The organism is Mesorhizobium sp. M7A.F.Ca.US.007.01.2.1, assembly GCF_003998165.1.
GTDB classification, from domain to species: Bacteria; Pseudomonadota; Alphaproteobacteria; order Rhizobiales; family Rhizobiaceae; genus Mesorhizobium; species Mesorhizobium ciceri.
On the sequence record NZ_RZQP01000153.1, the window covers coordinates 1 to 15,242 of the forward strand.

At 59.2% G+C, this 15,242-nt stretch carries 15 protein-coding genes and 1 pseudogene; 8 read left to right on the plus strand and 8 right to left on the minus strand.

What is annotated here, in order from left to right:
* Positions 1–685 precede the first annotated feature (685 nt).
* Entirely contained in the window at positions 686–997 is a 312-nt protein-coding gene (locus tag EN949_RS23585; RefSeq protein WP_127366921.1) for a hypothetical protein, read from the plus strand.
* Between the two features lie 244 nt (positions 998–1,241).
* Here EN949_RS23585 and EN949_RS23595 read toward each other — a convergent pair whose 3' ends face one another.
* The 3 genes from EN949_RS23595 to EN949_RS23605 all read right to left on the minus strand — a co-directional run bounded on the left by EN949_RS23595 (position 1,242) and on the right by EN949_RS23605 (position 2,829).
* A complete protein-coding gene (locus EN949_RS23595) occupies positions 1,242–1,667 on the minus strand; it encodes a nuclear transport factor 2 family protein (protein ID WP_281039788.1) in 426 nt (141 codons plus the stop codon).
* Between the two features lie 53 nt (positions 1,668–1,720).
* On the minus strand, positions 1,721–2,335 hold the full coding sequence (locus EN949_RS23600; protein WP_127366922.1) for a methyltransferase domain-containing protein: 615 nt from the start codon (positions 2,333–2,335) through the stop codon (positions 1,721–1,723).
* Between the two features lie 179 nt (positions 2,336–2,514).
* Positions 2,515–2,829 (minus strand): glycine zipper 2TM domain-containing protein, encoded by a 315-nt coding sequence (locus tag EN949_RS23605; protein ID WP_127366923.1) that lies wholly within the window; start codon positions 2,827–2,829, stop codon positions 2,515–2,517.
* Between the two features lie 264 nt (positions 2,830–3,093).
* On the opposite strand from EN949_RS23605, the gene EN949_RS36650 reads away from it, so the two are divergent.
* Together EN949_RS36650 and EN949_RS36655 are read left to right on the plus strand one after the other, a co-directional pair.
* Positions 3,094–3,288, plus strand: coding sequence for a recombinase family protein (locus EN949_RS36650; RefSeq protein ID WP_245459316.1), 195 nt, complete (start codon positions 3,094–3,096; stop codon positions 3,286–3,288).
* A gap of 235 nt (positions 3,289–3,523) precedes the next feature.
* On the plus strand, positions 3,524–3,853 hold the full coding sequence (locus EN949_RS36655; protein ID WP_245459317.1) for a recombinase family protein: 330 nt from the start codon (positions 3,524–3,526) through the stop codon (positions 3,851–3,853).
* 35 nt (positions 3,854–3,888) lie between these two features.
* Here the strand turns inward: EN949_RS36655 and EN949_RS23615 are convergent, their stop codons facing one another.
* Both EN949_RS23615 and EN949_RS23620 read right to left on the minus strand, forming a co-directional pair.
* A complete protein-coding gene (locus EN949_RS23615) occupies positions 3,889–4,944 on the minus strand; it encodes a sensor histidine kinase (RefSeq protein WP_127366924.1) in 1,056 nt (351 codons plus the stop codon).
* A complete protein-coding gene (locus EN949_RS23620) occupies positions 4,941–6,380 on the minus strand; it encodes an ATPase domain-containing protein (protein WP_064993610.1) in 1,440 nt (479 codons plus the stop codon). Before EN949_RS23620 ends, EN949_RS23615 begins: the two co-directional genes overlap by 4 nt.
* A gap of 255 nt (positions 6,381–6,635) precedes the next feature.
* Between EN949_RS23620 and EN949_RS23625 the strand changes: the two genes are divergently transcribed.
* The 3 genes from EN949_RS23625 (at position 6,636) to EN949_RS23635 (ending at position 9,949) form a co-directional block, all read left to right on the plus strand.
* Positions 6,636–8,552 carry a PAS domain-containing sensor histidine kinase gene (locus tag EN949_RS23625; RefSeq protein WP_245472485.1) on the plus strand — a complete coding sequence of 639 codons (1,917 nt, stop codon included), beginning with the start codon at positions 6,636–6,638 and terminating at the stop codon, positions 8,550–8,552.
* A gap of 725 nt (positions 8,553–9,277) precedes the next feature.
* Complete coding sequence (locus EN949_RS23630) at positions 9,278–9,661, plus strand: hypothetical protein (protein WP_063170813.1); 384 nt, start codon at positions 9,278–9,280, stop codon at positions 9,659–9,661.
* A 42-nt stretch (positions 9,662–9,703) separates the two neighbouring features.
* The gene (locus EN949_RS23635) at positions 9,704–9,949 is read left to right on the plus strand and encodes a hypothetical protein (RefSeq protein ID WP_127367886.1); all 246 of its coding nucleotides are present in this window, start codon (positions 9,704–9,706) and stop codon (positions 9,947–9,949) included.
* Positions 9,950–10,275: 326 nt separating this feature from the next.
* On the opposite strand, the gene EN949_RS23640 is transcribed toward EN949_RS23635, so the two are convergent.
* Both EN949_RS23640 and EN949_RS23645 read right to left on the minus strand, forming a co-directional pair.
* Positions 10,276–11,325, minus strand: coding sequence for a chemotaxis protein CheB (locus EN949_RS23640; RefSeq protein WP_063170815.1), 1,050 nt, complete (start codon positions 11,323–11,325; stop codon positions 10,276–10,278).
* A gap of 127 nt (positions 11,326–11,452) precedes the next feature.
* On the minus strand, positions 11,453–12,421 hold the full coding sequence (locus EN949_RS23645; RefSeq protein WP_127367482.1) for a manganese catalase family protein: 969 nt from the start codon (positions 12,419–12,421) through the stop codon (positions 11,453–11,455).
* 1,165 nt (positions 12,422–13,586) lie between these two features.
* On the opposite strand from EN949_RS23645, the pseudogene EN949_RS23655 reads away from it, so the two are divergent.
* Positions 13,587–14,104: pseudogene (locus EN949_RS23655) on the plus strand (DUF892 family protein).
* A 53-nt stretch (positions 14,105–14,157) separates the two neighbouring features.
* On the opposite strand, the gene EN949_RS35940 reads toward EN949_RS23655, so the two are convergent.
* Complete coding sequence (locus EN949_RS35940; protein ID WP_164755343.1) at positions 14,158–14,634, minus strand: hypothetical protein; 477 nt, start codon at positions 14,632–14,634, stop codon at positions 14,158–14,160.
* Here EN949_RS35940 and EN949_RS23660 point away from each other — a divergent pair.
* Positions 14,539–15,242: NAD(P)H-binding protein (locus EN949_RS23660; protein WP_127371796.1), on the plus strand; the 704-nt coding region annotated here is incomplete at its 3' end. The genes EN949_RS35940 and EN949_RS23660 overlap by 96 nt on opposite strands.

Below are 15,242 nucleotides of genomic sequence, written 5' to 3' on the forward strand. Positions count from 1 at the left end.
ACATAGCCGACCGAGTTCTGCCGCGTCCGGCATGGCCAAAAATAGGAATTTATCCCTCGCCCGGGTCAATTCTTGCTTGACATTTATGTTCTCGTTCTGTTCACTTACCGTGCCTGCCGGAAAGGCCAACTGCCATGCTCATGCCGATCATCACGTAAGGCCCTCAAAGGGATGAACCTGCTCAACGGCCAACTTAGGAGCGACTTGATGTGCTCCCTCCATCACGCGTGCGACACGCTAGGAGGAACCGCGATGGGAACGATGTACTTCGATGCCGAGGTCAAAGCCGAGTTGCACTCTGAAGCCGTGAAGCTTGTCGCCCGCTACGAAAGCCCGCTTGAGACCGTGAAGGCGCTGATGGCCTACAACCGCGAGCCAGAGACTCAGATACTCGCCATAGCCCAGGCATCCGGGGATAGGTTCCATTGGCTACGACGATACGCCCCCTGTTGTAGGATGACCGGCGCGGGGATTGCGAAGTCCCGCCCTACGGCTAGGATAGCGCGGATGAACGGAACGACCTCTGAGGCAGCTTGTGCTGACGCACTCGCGGCGCTCCGCACGGCAGGGCGAGGCCGGGAAACGAAGTTGCCCATAACTGATCGGAGGAGACTTGGTATTGCGACCCCTCGCGCGACCTCAGCAGGTTGAATCGTTCCCGGCGTGACAGGAGAGCTTTTTGGCCATGCATGACCTTATCGCTTTCATTCAAAGCAACTCTGCGCTGGTGGCGGCTAACCCGCTGGCCTTTGCTACGTCTGCCGTATTGTTCGGCGGCGGCGGCTTTGCCGTTGGGCGCTATTTCCTTGCGGAGCGAATTGCCAATCTGGAAAGCCGGATTGCGCGGCGCGACGAGGAGATCACGGACCTGAAGGCCAAGCAGAAAGCACCGGAGCCGGAAGTCCCTGTGCCTCTGTTCGAGATGACAGAGATTCTTCCCCCTGCGCCACCCAACTTTCACCGGCTGTTGGTGAAAGACACCCTGCATGTCAAATAATTGCTCTCCCAACCCAAAGCACCCAGGCTGATCACAACCACGGCCTTCGACAATGAGACCGGCGACCTCCAACCCATCGTCGGGCCGGGCAGAGCTGCCGAGTGGACAGAGCGATGCGCACTGCCAAGACACTGGCGGACAAGCATGCTGGCGTCATTGCGTGGTCGCGCGAGGCTAACCCTTGGTGGGTGAATATGGCGGTGGATGCGGGAAGACGAAAAGATCAGACAGGAATTGGCAACCCCTACTCCACGATCTTCCAGTATGAGTCCTTGCGGATCACCTTTCCGTCACGAAATGTGTAGAAATCGCAACCTCGAACTTCCTTTTTGACGCCCTCGCGGGTGGTGCCTGTGAGGGTCCATTTCGACATGCCGGTATTGGCAGCCTCGTCCGCAAAGTGCTGTCCACTGCCGTAATGCACATCGGGCAAACCCTCAAAGCGTGTGGCAAGCGCGTCTCGTACGCTGCGCTTGCCCTCGCAGCGCGTTCCCCAAGGCTCGGCCCCCCTTGGCATCTCCAGAACGCAGTCGTCGGCAAAGAACGCCATGATGCGATCCAGATCGTGCGCATTGAAGGCCTCGCAAAGCTCCGTCAATGTGGCTCGAATGTCCATTCGCGAACGGCTCCTCGAATTTCGAAGTAGGTCACTGGCGGCGGATCCGGTCAAGTGTGCAGCCAGACACCCTGGCTCTGACCGGGATGGAGCGCGGCTTCCGCCACTCACCCCTTCTTAGCGAGCGCCCAGACCATCAGCGGGTATTCCTCGTCGTTACTGAGATCCCGCCACAGGCCGTAGGCGCGAACAGGGCCACCGATATGGGCCCTGGCACAGGCCTTGTTGCCCCAGCCGTGGACCTTGACGTTGGCTTCGGGGAAGCCGCCGTCCACCATCAGCTGTTTGAGGCCGGCGGGCGTCCATCTGTTGTAGTCGTGCGGTCTGGCGTGCACGCGAAACAGGAAGGGCGTTGCCACCATCGCCCAACCGCCGGGCCGGGTCATGGCGTGGATGTTCCGCACCGCCGCCTGCGGACGCTGCACGTGTTCCAGCACCTGGTCGGCGATGACGATCGAATACTGCTCATCGGTGCGGTCGTTGCAGATGTCGAAGGCGGGGAAATCGACAGAGCGGTAGTTGGAGCACATCGTGCGCCAATAGCGGTTCCAGCCGGGCGAGATCTCGATCACGTCGGAGGATTTACGGTTGCTGGCTTCGAGAAAGAGGCTGAAAGCCTCGATCTGGCGGATACGCAGCCAGTTGCGGGAATCATAGCCAAGCAGCCGCTTGGCTGCCTGTTTGCCACGGCTCTTCAGGGTGCCGGCAAGGCTCTCAGTCATCACGACCTCCAGAGACCCGCCGTCCTTGCTGGTAGCACTATGTTATGGGCAAAAGATGACAACGCAGCGCCGCCGCCGGCGGCGCGATCAGAAACAATGTACCAGCAGGGCCACCGCCCCACAGTGGAGCTTCCGTTCCCATTTCCCACTCAGACAACGGATGAGCAGACTAACTCTGCTTAATAATCGCCGTTGTAGTACCTGTCGTCGCACGGCGCCGTGTAGATGCGGCCGCGGCGGTCCTGGTAGCGGCACATCTGTTCGCCGCGACGCTGCGGCGTAGTGGCCGAGCCGACGACGGCGCCGAGCAGGGCGCCGCCGGCAGCGCCGATGAGCGTGCTTTCGGTGTTTCCGCCGATGGCCTGACCGACGAGGGCGCCGCCAGCGCCGCCGATCAGAGCGCCAGTTCCGGCCCGCTGCTGGCCTTCGGTCTGCGCGCACCCCGCCAGTGCTGCAATCATCAGCACGGCGGCTATGACTTTGTGAACGTTCATGCAAATCTCCCTTGAAGGCCTGATATCCCTATGGCTTGCCACCTGCGGCTGCAATGCGGCGGAACGGGGGCACGAGCCCTCACGATAAAAGACATGGTTTCTCGGGTGTTGATAGAAGCCTGCCTGCTATTCTCCGCGCTTCTCGTTTTATGGCAACGAGTCCCATTCGATACAAAGTGTCGATCAATGTGTAACGAGATTGGAGCCTCATACCGCTAGGATCGTCCGGTTCAAGCGGACGTTCAATCTGCCTCCAGGCGCTAAATGATGGAACAGGCGCACCCGGTCCGTCGACCTGCTGAGAACGCACAGCGCGTGCGCGCAGCTCAATACGTGCGAATGTCCACCGACCACCAGAGCTATTCGATCGACAATCAGAAGGATGCAATCCGTGAATTCGCGGATGCGATGAACTACGACATCCCGGCACATGCGAGGACGCCGGTCGCAGCGGCTTGAACCTTGAAGGTCGCGCCGGCCTGAAAGGCTTTGGCGGATGTCGAAACGAAGAACGCGGATTTGGAATCGTCATCGTCTACGACGTGAGCCGATGGGGCCGATTCCCGAACCCCGATGAGAGTGCGTCGTACGAGTATCGGTGTCGCGTTGCCGGCGTTGAATTGAATATTTTGGCGAACAGTTCGCAAACGATGGCAGCATCGGATCAGACCTGCTCAAGGCGATAAAGCGCAGCATGGCGGCCGAGCACAGCCGGGTGTTGTCAGTCAAGGTGTTTGCCGGCCAGTGCAGGCTCATTCGAATGGGATACCGGCAAGGAGGGTCGTCCGGCCTGGGCCTGAGGCGCCGGCTCATCGACCAGCTTGGGCGCACAAAGACCATGCTCGCTCTCAAAGAGTACAAGAGCCTCCAGACGGATCGGGGCATCCTCGTGTCTGGACCACCTGATGAAATTGCGACGGTGCGCTGGATCTACCATGAATACGTGAAGGCTGGTCGGACCGAGCTTCAGATTGCGCGGTCGTTGAATGCCAAGGGAGTGGTCACCGGTCTCGACCGACCTTAGAATTTCCGCTGCCCAAATTGTAGGCGCTGCCGCGATCAGCCTAGCCGTTCATCGGGTGCAAGGCGGGACAGTAGGCCGCGAATAGAGAAACGCAGGCCATCCGACGCGAAAACGAGATCTGGAGCCTCTCCAAATAGGCTGGTCAATGCGGCGCGCATATAGCGTGTTCCATACCCTACTCGCGAGGGTTGAACTACCGACGGTCCTCCTGATTCGATCCATCTCAGCGTCAGCACTGGTTCCGAACTCGCCGTTATATTCCATTCCAATCGTATCCTACCTTCGGGGCGGGACAAGCCGCCATATTTAATGGCGTTTGTTGCTAGTTCATGAAGCGAGAGGGCGAGAGTTGTACCGGCATCGCGCGAAAGCAGCACCTCGGGTCCGTCGATCGTGATGGCAGTTTGTTCCTTGGAAAGGTATGGCGCGAGGACCGATTTTGCGACATCCGTTAAGGCCACGGTCTCGCCACCGGCAGCAAAAACTGCAGAATGAACATCCGACAAGGCTCTCAATCGCCCTTTGAAGTCTTCTGCAAGTCCTTCTGCCGAGATCGCGCCGCGCCTGGTCATATCGAAGATGGATATGACGGTCGCCAGGATGTTTTTCACTCGATGATTTAGCTCAAGGCGGAGTTCCGTCTCCCGCTCAAGATAGTCACGCACGTCGCGCTGGCGAATTCTGGTGAGGAGTGCCGACTGGATTCCGCTTATCAGTTCGAGCGCAGCCACTGGACGCTGATAGTATATCTGGCGCGAACGTGGCCAGGCAGCACTCAGCGCCGCTTGGATGCGTGACTGCTGTGCCCCACGGTCCAACAAAACAACGATTGGAATTTCCGACCAATTGGGCTGAGCCTGAAGGAAACCTTCAACTGTTGCGATCGCCTGAGGATTCAAGGCTTCGTGGGTGACAACCAGCACTCCAGGAGACAGTGCAAGCAATCCCTCTAAGTCCTCGGGGCTCGCCGCTCGAGCCCGTAAACCACGTTCCTGCAGCAGGGAGGCGGTGTAACCAGCATCCTTGCGGTAAGGCGCCAAAATGAGCACCCAATCCAGTGTTCCCAGCCCGTTTCGCTCGACGTCGCTCACGTCTCGGGCAGAGGATTGTAGGAAACGACGGAAACGCCGGAACTCGCGATGAAAAGTTCCCGGACATCGAGATCGTGGGGACCGTGGCGTTTCTTGACAACCGTGATATTGCGCCTAAGGCGGCCTTCATGCTCGGACATGCGCAGCAGAAGCACGGTGTCGCCGAGAAAACTGACGTCCACGTCGATCCCAACATTCTGCCCGAGCAAACCATGCTGGGCGACAATGAGCATGGTTAGCACGTCAGCGCGAGCGAGATGTTTCAGGAGAGACTGGATGTCCAGCACCGCCTTTTCCCGGTGGGGAAGAGAATTCAGATAGCCGGTGAAGCTGTCAATCACGACTACCCGGGTATTGTTGCGACTGACGACTTGCTGCACAATCTGGCCGAACTCTCCGGGCGAGATTTCGTTCGGACTAAAATCGTAGATGACGAGTTGGCCGTCCTTGTAGAACTGCCGAAGATCCATCCCAAGGCCTTCGGACCGGCGAAAGAAAGTCTCCAGCCGCTCCTCAAACAGGAACAGGGCCACGCTCTCGCTCCGTTGAAGCGCGGCAGTGGCGTAAAGCGACGACATCGTCGACTTGCCTGTCCCCGACTGACCAATCACGAGCGTTATGGTTCCCGATTCCTGGCCGCCGCCGAACATCTCGTCGAGAGCGGCTACCCCTGATTTGATCAGTTGCGGCTTGGTCACTTCGGCAGGCGACCCGGGCACAATCCTCGGAAACACCACAACGCCTTCACCCTCGCGAATGGCCATATCGTGATAACCGTCTGCAAACGGCACGCCGCGCATTTTGCTGACTTCAACACGCCGGCGCACGCCGCCGTAATCCTCGAGAGATTTATCAAGCCGGATCACGCCGTGGGCAATGCCCTCGATTTCCTCGCCATTGTGATCGCCTCCGCTGGTCTGGGTGTCGAGCAACACTGCCACAATGCCCCGCTTGGCCAGGAAGGCCTTGAAACCAATCAGCTCGCGCCGGAACCTCGGTGTGTCGCCGGTAATCAGCCGGATCTCGAGCAGCGAGTCATAAACAAGCCTGTGTGGCTTGTGTTCTTCAATCGCGCGTTCAATCGCCTTGCGCGTCTCATCCAATCGAAGGTCCGCAGTCTGGAAAATCGTCTGATCGGCCGCTCCGCTCAAGGTCTCCGAAGCGGACAATTCCTCAACGCGGATGCCATCAAGCGTCCAGCCGTGTGAGGACGCAATCGCTTGCAATTCGGCGGCGGTTTGCGAAAGGCTGACATAGATGCAGCGTTCACCGGCTGCCACACCAGCGCGCAGGAATTGCAACGCCGCGGTCGTCTTGCCTGCGCCTGGATCGCCTTGCACGATGTAGAAATTTGAAGCGGGCAATCCACCGCGAAGAATTTCGTCCAAGCCGGCAATGCCGGAACTTACAACGGGCTGCTTCTTTCGCTCGGTCATTCCGCCATCGTCTCCAACAGGAATCGCAAGCCGCCAGTATCACAGGTTCGAAGTAGAACTGGGTGGAGCGATCGGCGGCCCGGCCCGGTATCTGAAATTCCAATTTCTGTAACGGCCGCGCCCCCGTCAGGCAAGTAGCTCGTTGCAGGCCACGGCAGTCACGGCCTGTGCCACAGCGCGCACGCCTTCCCATCGTCTGTGGAACCATCCAAGACGCCAGCAGTTTCACAGAGTTAACAAATGAACGGATGGGGTATGATTCAAGGGACCGTCGATAAAGCCGATGAGGATCGCTACCGCGTTCTCGTCGAGGCCGTTACTGATTATGCGATCTATATGTTGGACCGTTCGGGAACCGTGACGAGTTGGAACGCGGGGGCCGAGCGGTTCAAAGGCTATTCCGCGAGCGAGATCATCGGTCAGCATTTCTCGTGCTTCTACACGGAGGAGGATCGCGAAGCTGGTCTTCCATCGCGGACTCTGGAGACAGCAGCCCGCGATGGCAAATTTGAGACCGAGGGCTGGAGGGTTCGTCGCGACGGGACTCCTTTCTGGGCTCACGTTGTGGTTGATCCTATACTCGATCCAAGCGGCAAACTAACCGGCTTCGCCAAAGTCACCCGTGATCTTACCGAGCGCAAGAAAGCGGAGGAGGAAATCCGGAAAAATCAGGAGCAGTTCCAGCGTCTGGTTCAGGGCGTGACGGACTACGCGATCTACATGCTTGATCCTGAAGGCGTAATCACGAGTTGGAACTCGGGTGCAGAACGCATCAAAGGTTACTCGGCCGACGAAATAATCGGCAAGCACTTTTCGCAATTCTACACGCCCGAGGATCGCGAGCGAGGCAGTCCGCAAAGTGCCCTGGAGATCGCCGCCCGTGAAGGGCGAGTTGAGCGCGAAGGCTGGCGTATACGCAAAGACGGCACTGCGTTCTGGTCCCACGTGGTCATCGACGCCATTCGGCACGAGGATGGCGAACTCCTGGGGTTCGCGAAGATCACACGCGACATTACGGAGCGGAAGAAGGCGCAGGAGTCCCTGGATCAGGCACGTGAGGCCCTTTTCCATTCACAAAAAATGGATGCGATCGGCAAGCTAACGGGCGGCGTCGCTCACGATTTCAACAATTTGCTGATGGCGATTCTGGGTAGTCTTGAGCTGCTCCGCAAACGGCTTCCCGACGATCCACAATTGCTGCGTCTTCTCGACAACGCGGTGCTCGGCGCGCGACGGGGAGCGTCCTTGACGCAGCGCATGCTGGCCTTTGCCCGGCGGCAGCAACTCGATCCAAAGCCTGTCGATTTGATAGGGCTCATACACGGAATGAAGGATCTCTTGGAACGATCGCTGGGCTCAAGGGCGATCATAGAGACGAAATTTCCGCTCTCGCTTGATCGTGTGATGGTTGATGAAAGTCAAATCGAACTCGCATTGCTCAATCTGTGCGTCAATGCCAGGGACGCGATGCCTGGCGGCGGAACGATCGTCATCTCCACTCGGATGGAACAGGTCGGCGAAAGCAAAGAGGCTGGCTTGGCCCCGGGCCCCTACGTCTGCCTCTCGGTAGCAGACGCTGGCGAAGGAATGGACGAAGAAACACTAGCTCGGGCGACAGAACCGTTCTTCACCACAAAAGGCGTAGGCAAAGGCACGGGTCTCGGTCTGTCTATGGTCCATGGGATGACAGAACAAATGGGCGGGCGCCTGACGCTTAGGAGCCGCAAGGGAGCAGGAACGACGGCGGAACTGTGGCTGCCGGTGGCCACCGCGAGCTCGGAAGTCGCGCGCGGGCCGGATGTTCTTGCCGAGGAAGCCATTGAGACGGCGTCGCTGCGGATTCTGGCAGTGGATGACGATGCGCTGGTCCTTTTGAATACCGCGGCAATGCTCGAGGATCTCGGCCATACTGTCGCGGAGGCGCATTCTGCGGCGGCAGCCCTCAGGTTGCTGGAGGAGCAGCCGTTCGACCTCGTCATAACGGATCATGCTATGCCGAAGATGACGGGCCTGCAGCTATCGAATACGATCAAAGTCCAGTGGCCGAACGTACCCGTCATTATAGCAACGGGCTACGCCGAACTCCCGGGGACTCGCGACATCAAAATTCTCAGCAAGCCGTTTACTGAAGAAGAATTGGCGAACGCAATAGCAGCCGCTAATGTCGCGTAGGGTCGCCTTAGACACCACCCCCTTTGAGTTCCTTGATGCGTCAAGCTGGGATAAGATCCTCCAATATTTTTCTCTGAGAGTACTTGCGAAGCGGCAACCTGCTCGGCGGTCAGAAGGGTCTATGGAAAGTGTACGTTCAAGCAGCCGATTCGTGCGAGAGGACGACTTCGTTCTTCGAAAGATCGCTTTGGTCGCCTGCCCTACCAGCCTATGCCGCACTTTAGCTCCCGGATCTAACTGTTTGCAAGGATTGGGAACCCGCGAGGCGTTGTTCTCGCAGTCGCGCAGTCAAGCAGGAGTGCGGACAGGCCTACCCAGCAGCGAAACAGAAAAGCGCCGGCGCTGGGTCTTCACCGGGGCTAAGGGCATGTACGAGCTACCCTGCATGTCCGAGTTTCAGCCTGCGCTAATATTGTAAATGAATGACTGTGCGCACCGACTTCTCCGGGTCGTTGCGTTTGGCGTCACTGTGGTTCCCGAAGGGCCGATATACTCCACCAGCGCGAGGCATGACCGCTCAGATTCTGTTGGTCGGCGCCAACGTTCGCGCACCTCTGCGCCGGCCGCCACGGCACTTTGAGGTGAAGTGCCGCTCACCGGAGCTAAAACCCAGCAATTGGCCGACAATCGCCGAATAGCCGATTGGTTGAAAACGTACAGCGAATCCGTTGGGGTTATGCTGGACAACAGGGTAAACAATTCCTTTCGCTGGAAGGGAGGCCGCGATGGTTCGAACGCATTTAGAAGTTGCACAAGGCGTAATCGCAACCGGCTATCTTGTTCGGCATAATTCCATGATCGGAACTGCCAAGTTTCGCCAAGACGTGGATCGTTCAAGGCGCGCAATCGAGACATCGCGCGAACTGCTCAAACGCCTTCGCCAACGTCACCACGATGACATGGCGCGAGGGTGGGAAGATCCGGGCGTGGCAAGCGTCGCCGTCTCCGCCTTTGACGCCGACATTCTCCGATCGGCATTCCGAGAGTTGGTCAGGCAAACGGGTGTGCCTGAGTATCAATGGCGTGATCTGGCCACGAGCCTGGTACATGAATTCACCGGGTGCGAGCAGATGGAAACCGGCCTGGTGGATTGGATCACCAGCAAGTAGCGCTACAAGGAAACCTTTTCGGGGATTCGGAATTAGGGTCGCATGGCCCGCTTCTTCTTTGATTTAACCGACGATGGCGAAGTCTTTCCCGATCCTGAAGGAACCGAAATTGCGAGCCGGGAAGCCGCTGAAGATGAGGCAGCAAGAGCGTTGCTTGAAATAGCCAAAGACCGGATGCCGGACGGCACTTTCAGAGAGGTTGCCATCCATGTCCGCGATCACACCAGCAAGCTCCTATTCTCCGTGAAGGTCACGTTCGAGTTGGTGCGTGAGCCGCCCGACGGATGAGGACGCGGCCCTAGCTATTCATTATGGCTGCGCACCAACGCCAGCGGCATGCGGTCGCTGAGGCTGCCATCATTGCTTTCGAACTGCAAGACGCCTGAAAATGCGATTGGCGCCTTCTGCCGTCGAGGTAGAAATGACGTCGTCCGCCTGACGCTAATGTGACCTAATATCGTTGTTTGCCGCCGGCATTGAAGGATGTTTGAAGAATGACTCGTGTTGACCACCCTCGCTGTCTCTGTGGGGGATCATGGTTTCCGGCAAGTCGCCAACGCCGTACTGTGAGCCCCGGACCGAAATAAGGTCATGGTTGTCGGGGCGTGTGTTTGTCACGGCCTTCGACGATGGATAATTTCTTCAATAAGTTTCGCGTCGGCTTCGTGTTCCGCGGCCCGCGTAGCCATTTGGCTGGCCAAGCTATGTCTTTCCCGAGCGGCTTCTCGTTGCGCCGTCCGTTTCGCCAACTCGGCCCGCTGCTGGTGCGCTCTTAGAAGGCTCCAAAGGGCCTGTTCCGCATCGTCCGCCTGGGCCTGCATCAAAACGTCCGCTCCGAATGCATGTCCAGTGTGACAACGGTAACGGGTAATCGGCCCGTCTTCGATCTCCCAAAGCGGTCCGTGACATTCGGGGCAGACAAATGTCGAGGGGATGCCAAGCTGGCGTTCTGTCTGTTCCATTGTGCTGTGCTCCTGAGCAGCAATCGCAGCCTCAAGGCGGATGACAGGCGGGATTTCTGGTGTCGGCCCTGCGAGTTCGGACGCAAGCCTGCGCAACAGGCCAGCCATTTCGGACAGGGCGACGCAATGGTCGACTTCCACATTCTGCAAGGCGCTCAGCGGCATATCGGGTACTGCAGCGTCGTCGGGATCTTGAACCACGCTGACCCCTCCGCAAATCTTGATGGCGCGCAAGCCGGCGGTCCCGTCGGAGAGGCTGCCCGTGAGCACGACACCAATCACGCTGCCGCCAAAGCTGCAGGCCGCTGATCGAAAAAGGGGATCGATGGCAGGGCGCGCCAAATTCTCCCGCGGCCCGCGCCGCAGCAGCATGTGATCATCATGTAAAAGCAGGTGAGCTCCGGGCGGTGCAACGAAGATGTGCCCGTTTTTAACCTTCGTGCCGCTGGCGGCATTCGCTACGGGCATGTTGGCAGCGCGACCGAGAATGTCGCCGAGGTAACTCGTGAGACCGACGTGCTGTACGATGAGGAGGGCCGCCGGAATGTCCGGCGAAATATCCCGGACAAGTCTCTTCAGCGCGTCGAGGCCCCCCGCCGAGGCTCCGATTGCGACAATGCACCGGTTCTCGCAACCGTAGGCACGGACCTTCTCCGACTGCCCCGCATGTTCCGACTCTGATCGTGGTGCGGCGGTGGCCATATGTGCTTCACCCACTCAGCAAATAGCGAGCACTCCGGCCAGTCCGCTGCTGCCAGTCGGATGCCCTGCTTTCGTCGTTAGCTTCCTGACCCCGAACATAGTTGCCCGCAATGACGTCAGCTCCAAACTAACGCTTACGTGCGCGTTTGACAGCAGCCTCGGCCACGGCCGGCGCCTCCTGAATGCTTGCCGCGCCGCCAAAATCCGCGTTCTTGGTTCGGCCAGCTCCCGGACCGGCACCTAGATCAGCGCCCGTGATCGGATCGGACGCCGGATCAGAAAGAGTACGGTCGGCCATCTTGGCCACCACCTTCATGTCTCTGGCGCCCATTTTGACGATTGCCAAGCCGTCTCCGCCGTCGACGGGCATCACCTCTTCAAGGTCATCGATCCGATCCCACTCTTCGCCGGAATTCCATGGACCATTGGTATCGCCGTCACCTTGAGAGGTGTTGACGTACATGCTGGCGTACCTCTCGATGCCCGGGAGCTTGCCTGACGGGAAATTGTTTTCGATGGCGTAGAGTGCTTTCTCAAACGACTTTTGATGAGCGATCTCGCGTGTCATCAGGAAGCCGAGCGCGTCCTTGATGCCCGGATCATCGGTGATGTTGATGAGGCGTTCGTAAACGATCTTGGCGCGCGCTTCAGCGGCGATGTTCGACCGCAAATCCACGGTAGGTTCACCGCGTGAGTCGACATAGGCCGCGGTCCAGGGAACGCCGGCTGAGTCGCACAGCGCGGGAGCACCGCCAAACAGGATGGATTCCTTGGCTGTCGTACCGCTGGCGCCGATCATCATATAAAGGTCCGCTTCTTTCATCTGGCCTTCGGCAAGTTGTGCCTTGAGCCCCTTGTTCAGCATGGTGACGATCGATCCCACCACCTCAAGGTGGCTGAGTTCTTCAGTGGCTATGTCGAGCAACATGTCGCGACGGCCAAGATCATCCTCGCCGAGGCCTTGCGTGAAATAGCGCATCGCCGCGGCAAGCTCACCATCGGCGCCACCGAATTGTTCCATGATCATGCAGGCCAGGCGGGGATTAGGCTCCGAAACGCGGACGGTGTATTGCAGGCGCTTGTTGTGCATGAACATTGGCAATCCTCCAGGGGGTTGGGTTGCCCAACATCCGCCTGCGAGGATTGTTCCATATTGCATCGAGTGACGCAGTGGCCGATCCGCGAGGCCATGGCGCGCTAGGGGTGAAATTCGTGTCGGGACGCACATCAATGAGCGCCTCCAGATGGGAAAAAGACTGGTCGCGCACGTTTTCCTCCGGGTACTGGAACGAACATGTTGTCGGGACTAACCCACGATGAAAGCGGCGAAAAACTGCTGAGGCTCTGCATTCGTCTGCAGGTCACAGCGATGGGATGACAGATCCCGAATGGCCACAGCAAAGTCCGGCGCCAGGCATCTCTTGCGAAGTTCTGCGATCTCGGAACAATCGCGCCAACCACAGTTCGAGCCAGGCAGCGGAGCTGCAAGATTGGTGACCCGATCCCCGCGTGAGCCCTCCCACGGCGTAGGCGCTTGATCACCAGCAGGCGATATAATCGAGGCGATAGCATCGATGGGCAAGAAGGCCAAGCAGAACACCGCGTCTCGGACGGATCGCGAAAGGGCCATCGAAGCGACTACTTTGCCCGAAAGTGCGGCCTCACCAAGGACGAGGCACTCAAGATTCTCAGGTCGCAGGATCGATGAAGAAGCGAAACGGCGGTCGGGCGGCCGGTAGGAGCAATCGTCGCTCGATCGTCGCAACCGATGGCGGCGCATGATCTAGTTCACCCCGACACACCTTTTCAACAATCCGCTTCAACCATCCGGGCATGCCGCGGGCCGGGTCCCGTTTAGACCGGCAGAGGCAGCCGAGCGACCATTGTGGCTTGCAATATGTGCCGAAAAGCGCGCGATCTGGTCTCACAGCAGCTTGCCCACAAAACGCTGAAGAGGTCGTTCCGGCACCGCGGCCCCCGACCGCCGTCTTATCAACATTGATCGGCGAAAGCGTGACCAGCAATCGACTTCGATAGGCGAGAACGCCGGTTAAGGCGCGGCAGGCGGCTTGACAAGCGGCCACGAGGCTAGCCAGGCGCAGAGGCGACATGGCGCCGGTTGTGCCGACCAGAACGGAGCGAGATCCCCACGGTCCTTGCTCGTGTTCCCACGATGTCTTTGAGGGCGAGGAACAACCGATGGCCTTGGTTGTTAGAGCTGCATATGCCGCGAAGCATTGAACTCGAAGTGGGACATGGAGATGGCGACGAAGAAAAGCGCCCAGAGCAGCACAAAGGGCCTGGAAGATCTATTTTACGAAGCCTTGAAGGACATATACTACGCGGAGCGTTAAGTGCCCTCAAGAAAATGGCCAGGGGTACCGAATCGCAAGAGTTGACCGCCGCGTTCGAGAAGCACCGCGACGAGACTGAGGGTCAGGTTGAGCGGCTGCAGCAGGTGTTCGAGATTTTCGGCAAGCGCGCGCAGGGCAAGACCTGTCCCGCGATCGACGGCATCATTGAGGAGGGCGGGGAGATACTGGAGGAGCTCCAGGCGGCGCCGGCCCTCGACGCCGGGCTTGTTGCCGCTGCCCAGGCCGTCGAGCATTATGAGATCGCCCGTTATGGGACATTGGTAACCTGGGCAAGGCTGCTCGGCTTGAATGACGCGGTTCCGCTGCTGCAGCAGACGCTCGACGAAGAGAAGGCAACGGACGAGGCGTTGACGCAGCTTGGAGAAACCAGCGTAAATGAAAGGGCGCTGCAAGATGCCGCCTAGATCTAGCTGAACGCGTTGGGCGGGAGGGAGATCGAGTCCAGCGACACCGTCGATCAGGTTGGCTGGCGCTGCGTGCATGAGCAAATAGTGGATACGGTCGTTGCACTGAACCGTCCGAGGCGGTCATTCCTGCGCGAACAACTCGCCTTGCCCATGAATGGTTGCAGGAACATCCGTGGCAGCTTGGGATCAGCGCCCATGGTAGAAACCAAAGGAACAATCAACCCGAGCTTCCGCTCGATATCGTTGCTCGAAACTGTCGGAGCTCTGGCCGGACGCGCCAGCAGCGCCGCGACGCTCGCTTCCATCTGCCCTCGGCGAGGCGCGCGGAATCGCTCGATCGTGCGGCCCGATCGCAGCGACACCGCTGTTTCGTCCGGCTCCGCGTGCAGACAGGATGAGGCGCGACTGTCACTGCAGTTTTCAGGTGCCAGGTGAGGGTCCTCGTCACCGGCGCGTCGGGTCTGATCGGAGCTTCTCTTTGTGCGCGCCTGGCCGCCGATGGATATGAAATCGTTCGCGTGCTGCATCGTGCCGGCGCCGCTCCCTTCAGAGGCTTGCCGCCTGTCTTGCTCGACATGGCAAAGGCGCTGCAGACGCAGGACTGGAGCCCGCATCTGATAGGCATCGACGCGGTCGTCAACTGCGCCGGCGTGCTGCAGGACAGCGCGCAAGAAAGCACTGGCGGTGTGCATGCGGGTGGCGCATCGGCACTCTTTGCCGCCTGTGAGCAGGCGGGCGTGAGAAAAGTCATTCACTTCTCGGCAATCGGGGTCGATCGGCTGCAGCCGTCCGCCTTCTCGGCCACCAAGCTGGCTGGCGACCAGGCGTTGATGGCGCGCGATTTGGACTGGGTCATCCTGCGCCCGTCGGTCGTGCTGGGCCGGCCGGCGTTCGGCGCCAGTGCGCTGTTTCGCGGACTGGCCGCATTGCCACTGTTGCCGGTGATGCCCAGCACGGGTCGGCTTCAGGTCGTACAGTTGGATGACGTGATCGCCACTGTCCTGCATTTTCTCCGGCGCGATAGCGCATCGCGCATCACGCTTGACCTTGCCGGACCTGAAGCGCTGCCGATGAGCGAGGTGGTCGGCCTCTACCGCCGCTGGCTCGGGTCGAGACCGGCTGGAGAGTTCACTCT

Excerpts from the sequence above, each read along its gene's own strand:
- EN949_RS23585 (WP_127366921.1), top strand. The coding sequence starts at position 686 with ATGCATGACCTTATCGCTTTCATTCAAAGCAACTCTGCGCTGGTGGCG.
- EN949_RS23640 (WP_063170815.1), bottom strand. The coding sequence starts at position 11,325 with ATGGCCACCGCCGCACCACGATCAGAGTCGGAACATGCGGGGCAGTCG.
- EN949_RS23645 (WP_127367482.1), bottom strand. The coding sequence starts at position 12,421 with ATGTTCATGCACAACAAGCGCCTGCAATACACCGTCCGCGTTTCGGAG.
- EN949_RS23625 (WP_245472485.1), top strand. The coding sequence starts at position 6,636 with ATGATTCAAGGGACCGTCGATAAAGCCGATGAGGATCGCTACCGCGTT.
- EN949_RS23635 (WP_127367886.1), top strand. The coding sequence starts at position 9,704 with ATGGCCCGCTTCTTCTTTGATTTAACCGACGATGGCGAAGTCTTTCCC.
- EN949_RS36655 (WP_245459317.1), top strand. The coding sequence starts at position 3,524 with ATGGCGGCCGAGCACAGCCGGGTGTTGTCAGTCAAGGTGTTTGCCGGC.
- EN949_RS36650 (WP_245459316.1), top strand. The coding sequence starts at position 3,094 with ATGATGGAACAGGCGCACCCGGTCCGTCGACCTGCTGAGAACGCACAG.
- EN949_RS35940 (WP_164755343.1), bottom strand. The coding sequence starts at position 14,634 with ATGCAGCACGCGAACGATTTCATATCCATCGGCGGCCAGGCGCGCACA.
- EN949_RS23605 (WP_127366923.1), bottom strand. The coding sequence starts at position 2,829 with ATGAACGTTCACAAAGTCATAGCCGCCGTGCTGATGATTGCAGCACTG.
- EN949_RS23600 (WP_127366922.1), bottom strand. The coding sequence starts at position 2,335 with ATGACTGAGAGCCTTGCCGGCACCCTGAAGAGCCGTGGCAAACAGGCA.
- EN949_RS23630 (WP_063170813.1), top strand. The coding sequence starts at position 9,278 with ATGGTTCGAACGCATTTAGAAGTTGCACAAGGCGTAATCGCAACCGGC.
- EN949_RS23620 (WP_064993610.1), bottom strand. The coding sequence starts at position 6,380 with ATGACCGAGCGAAAGAAGCAGCCCGTTGTAAGTTCCGGCATTGCCGGC.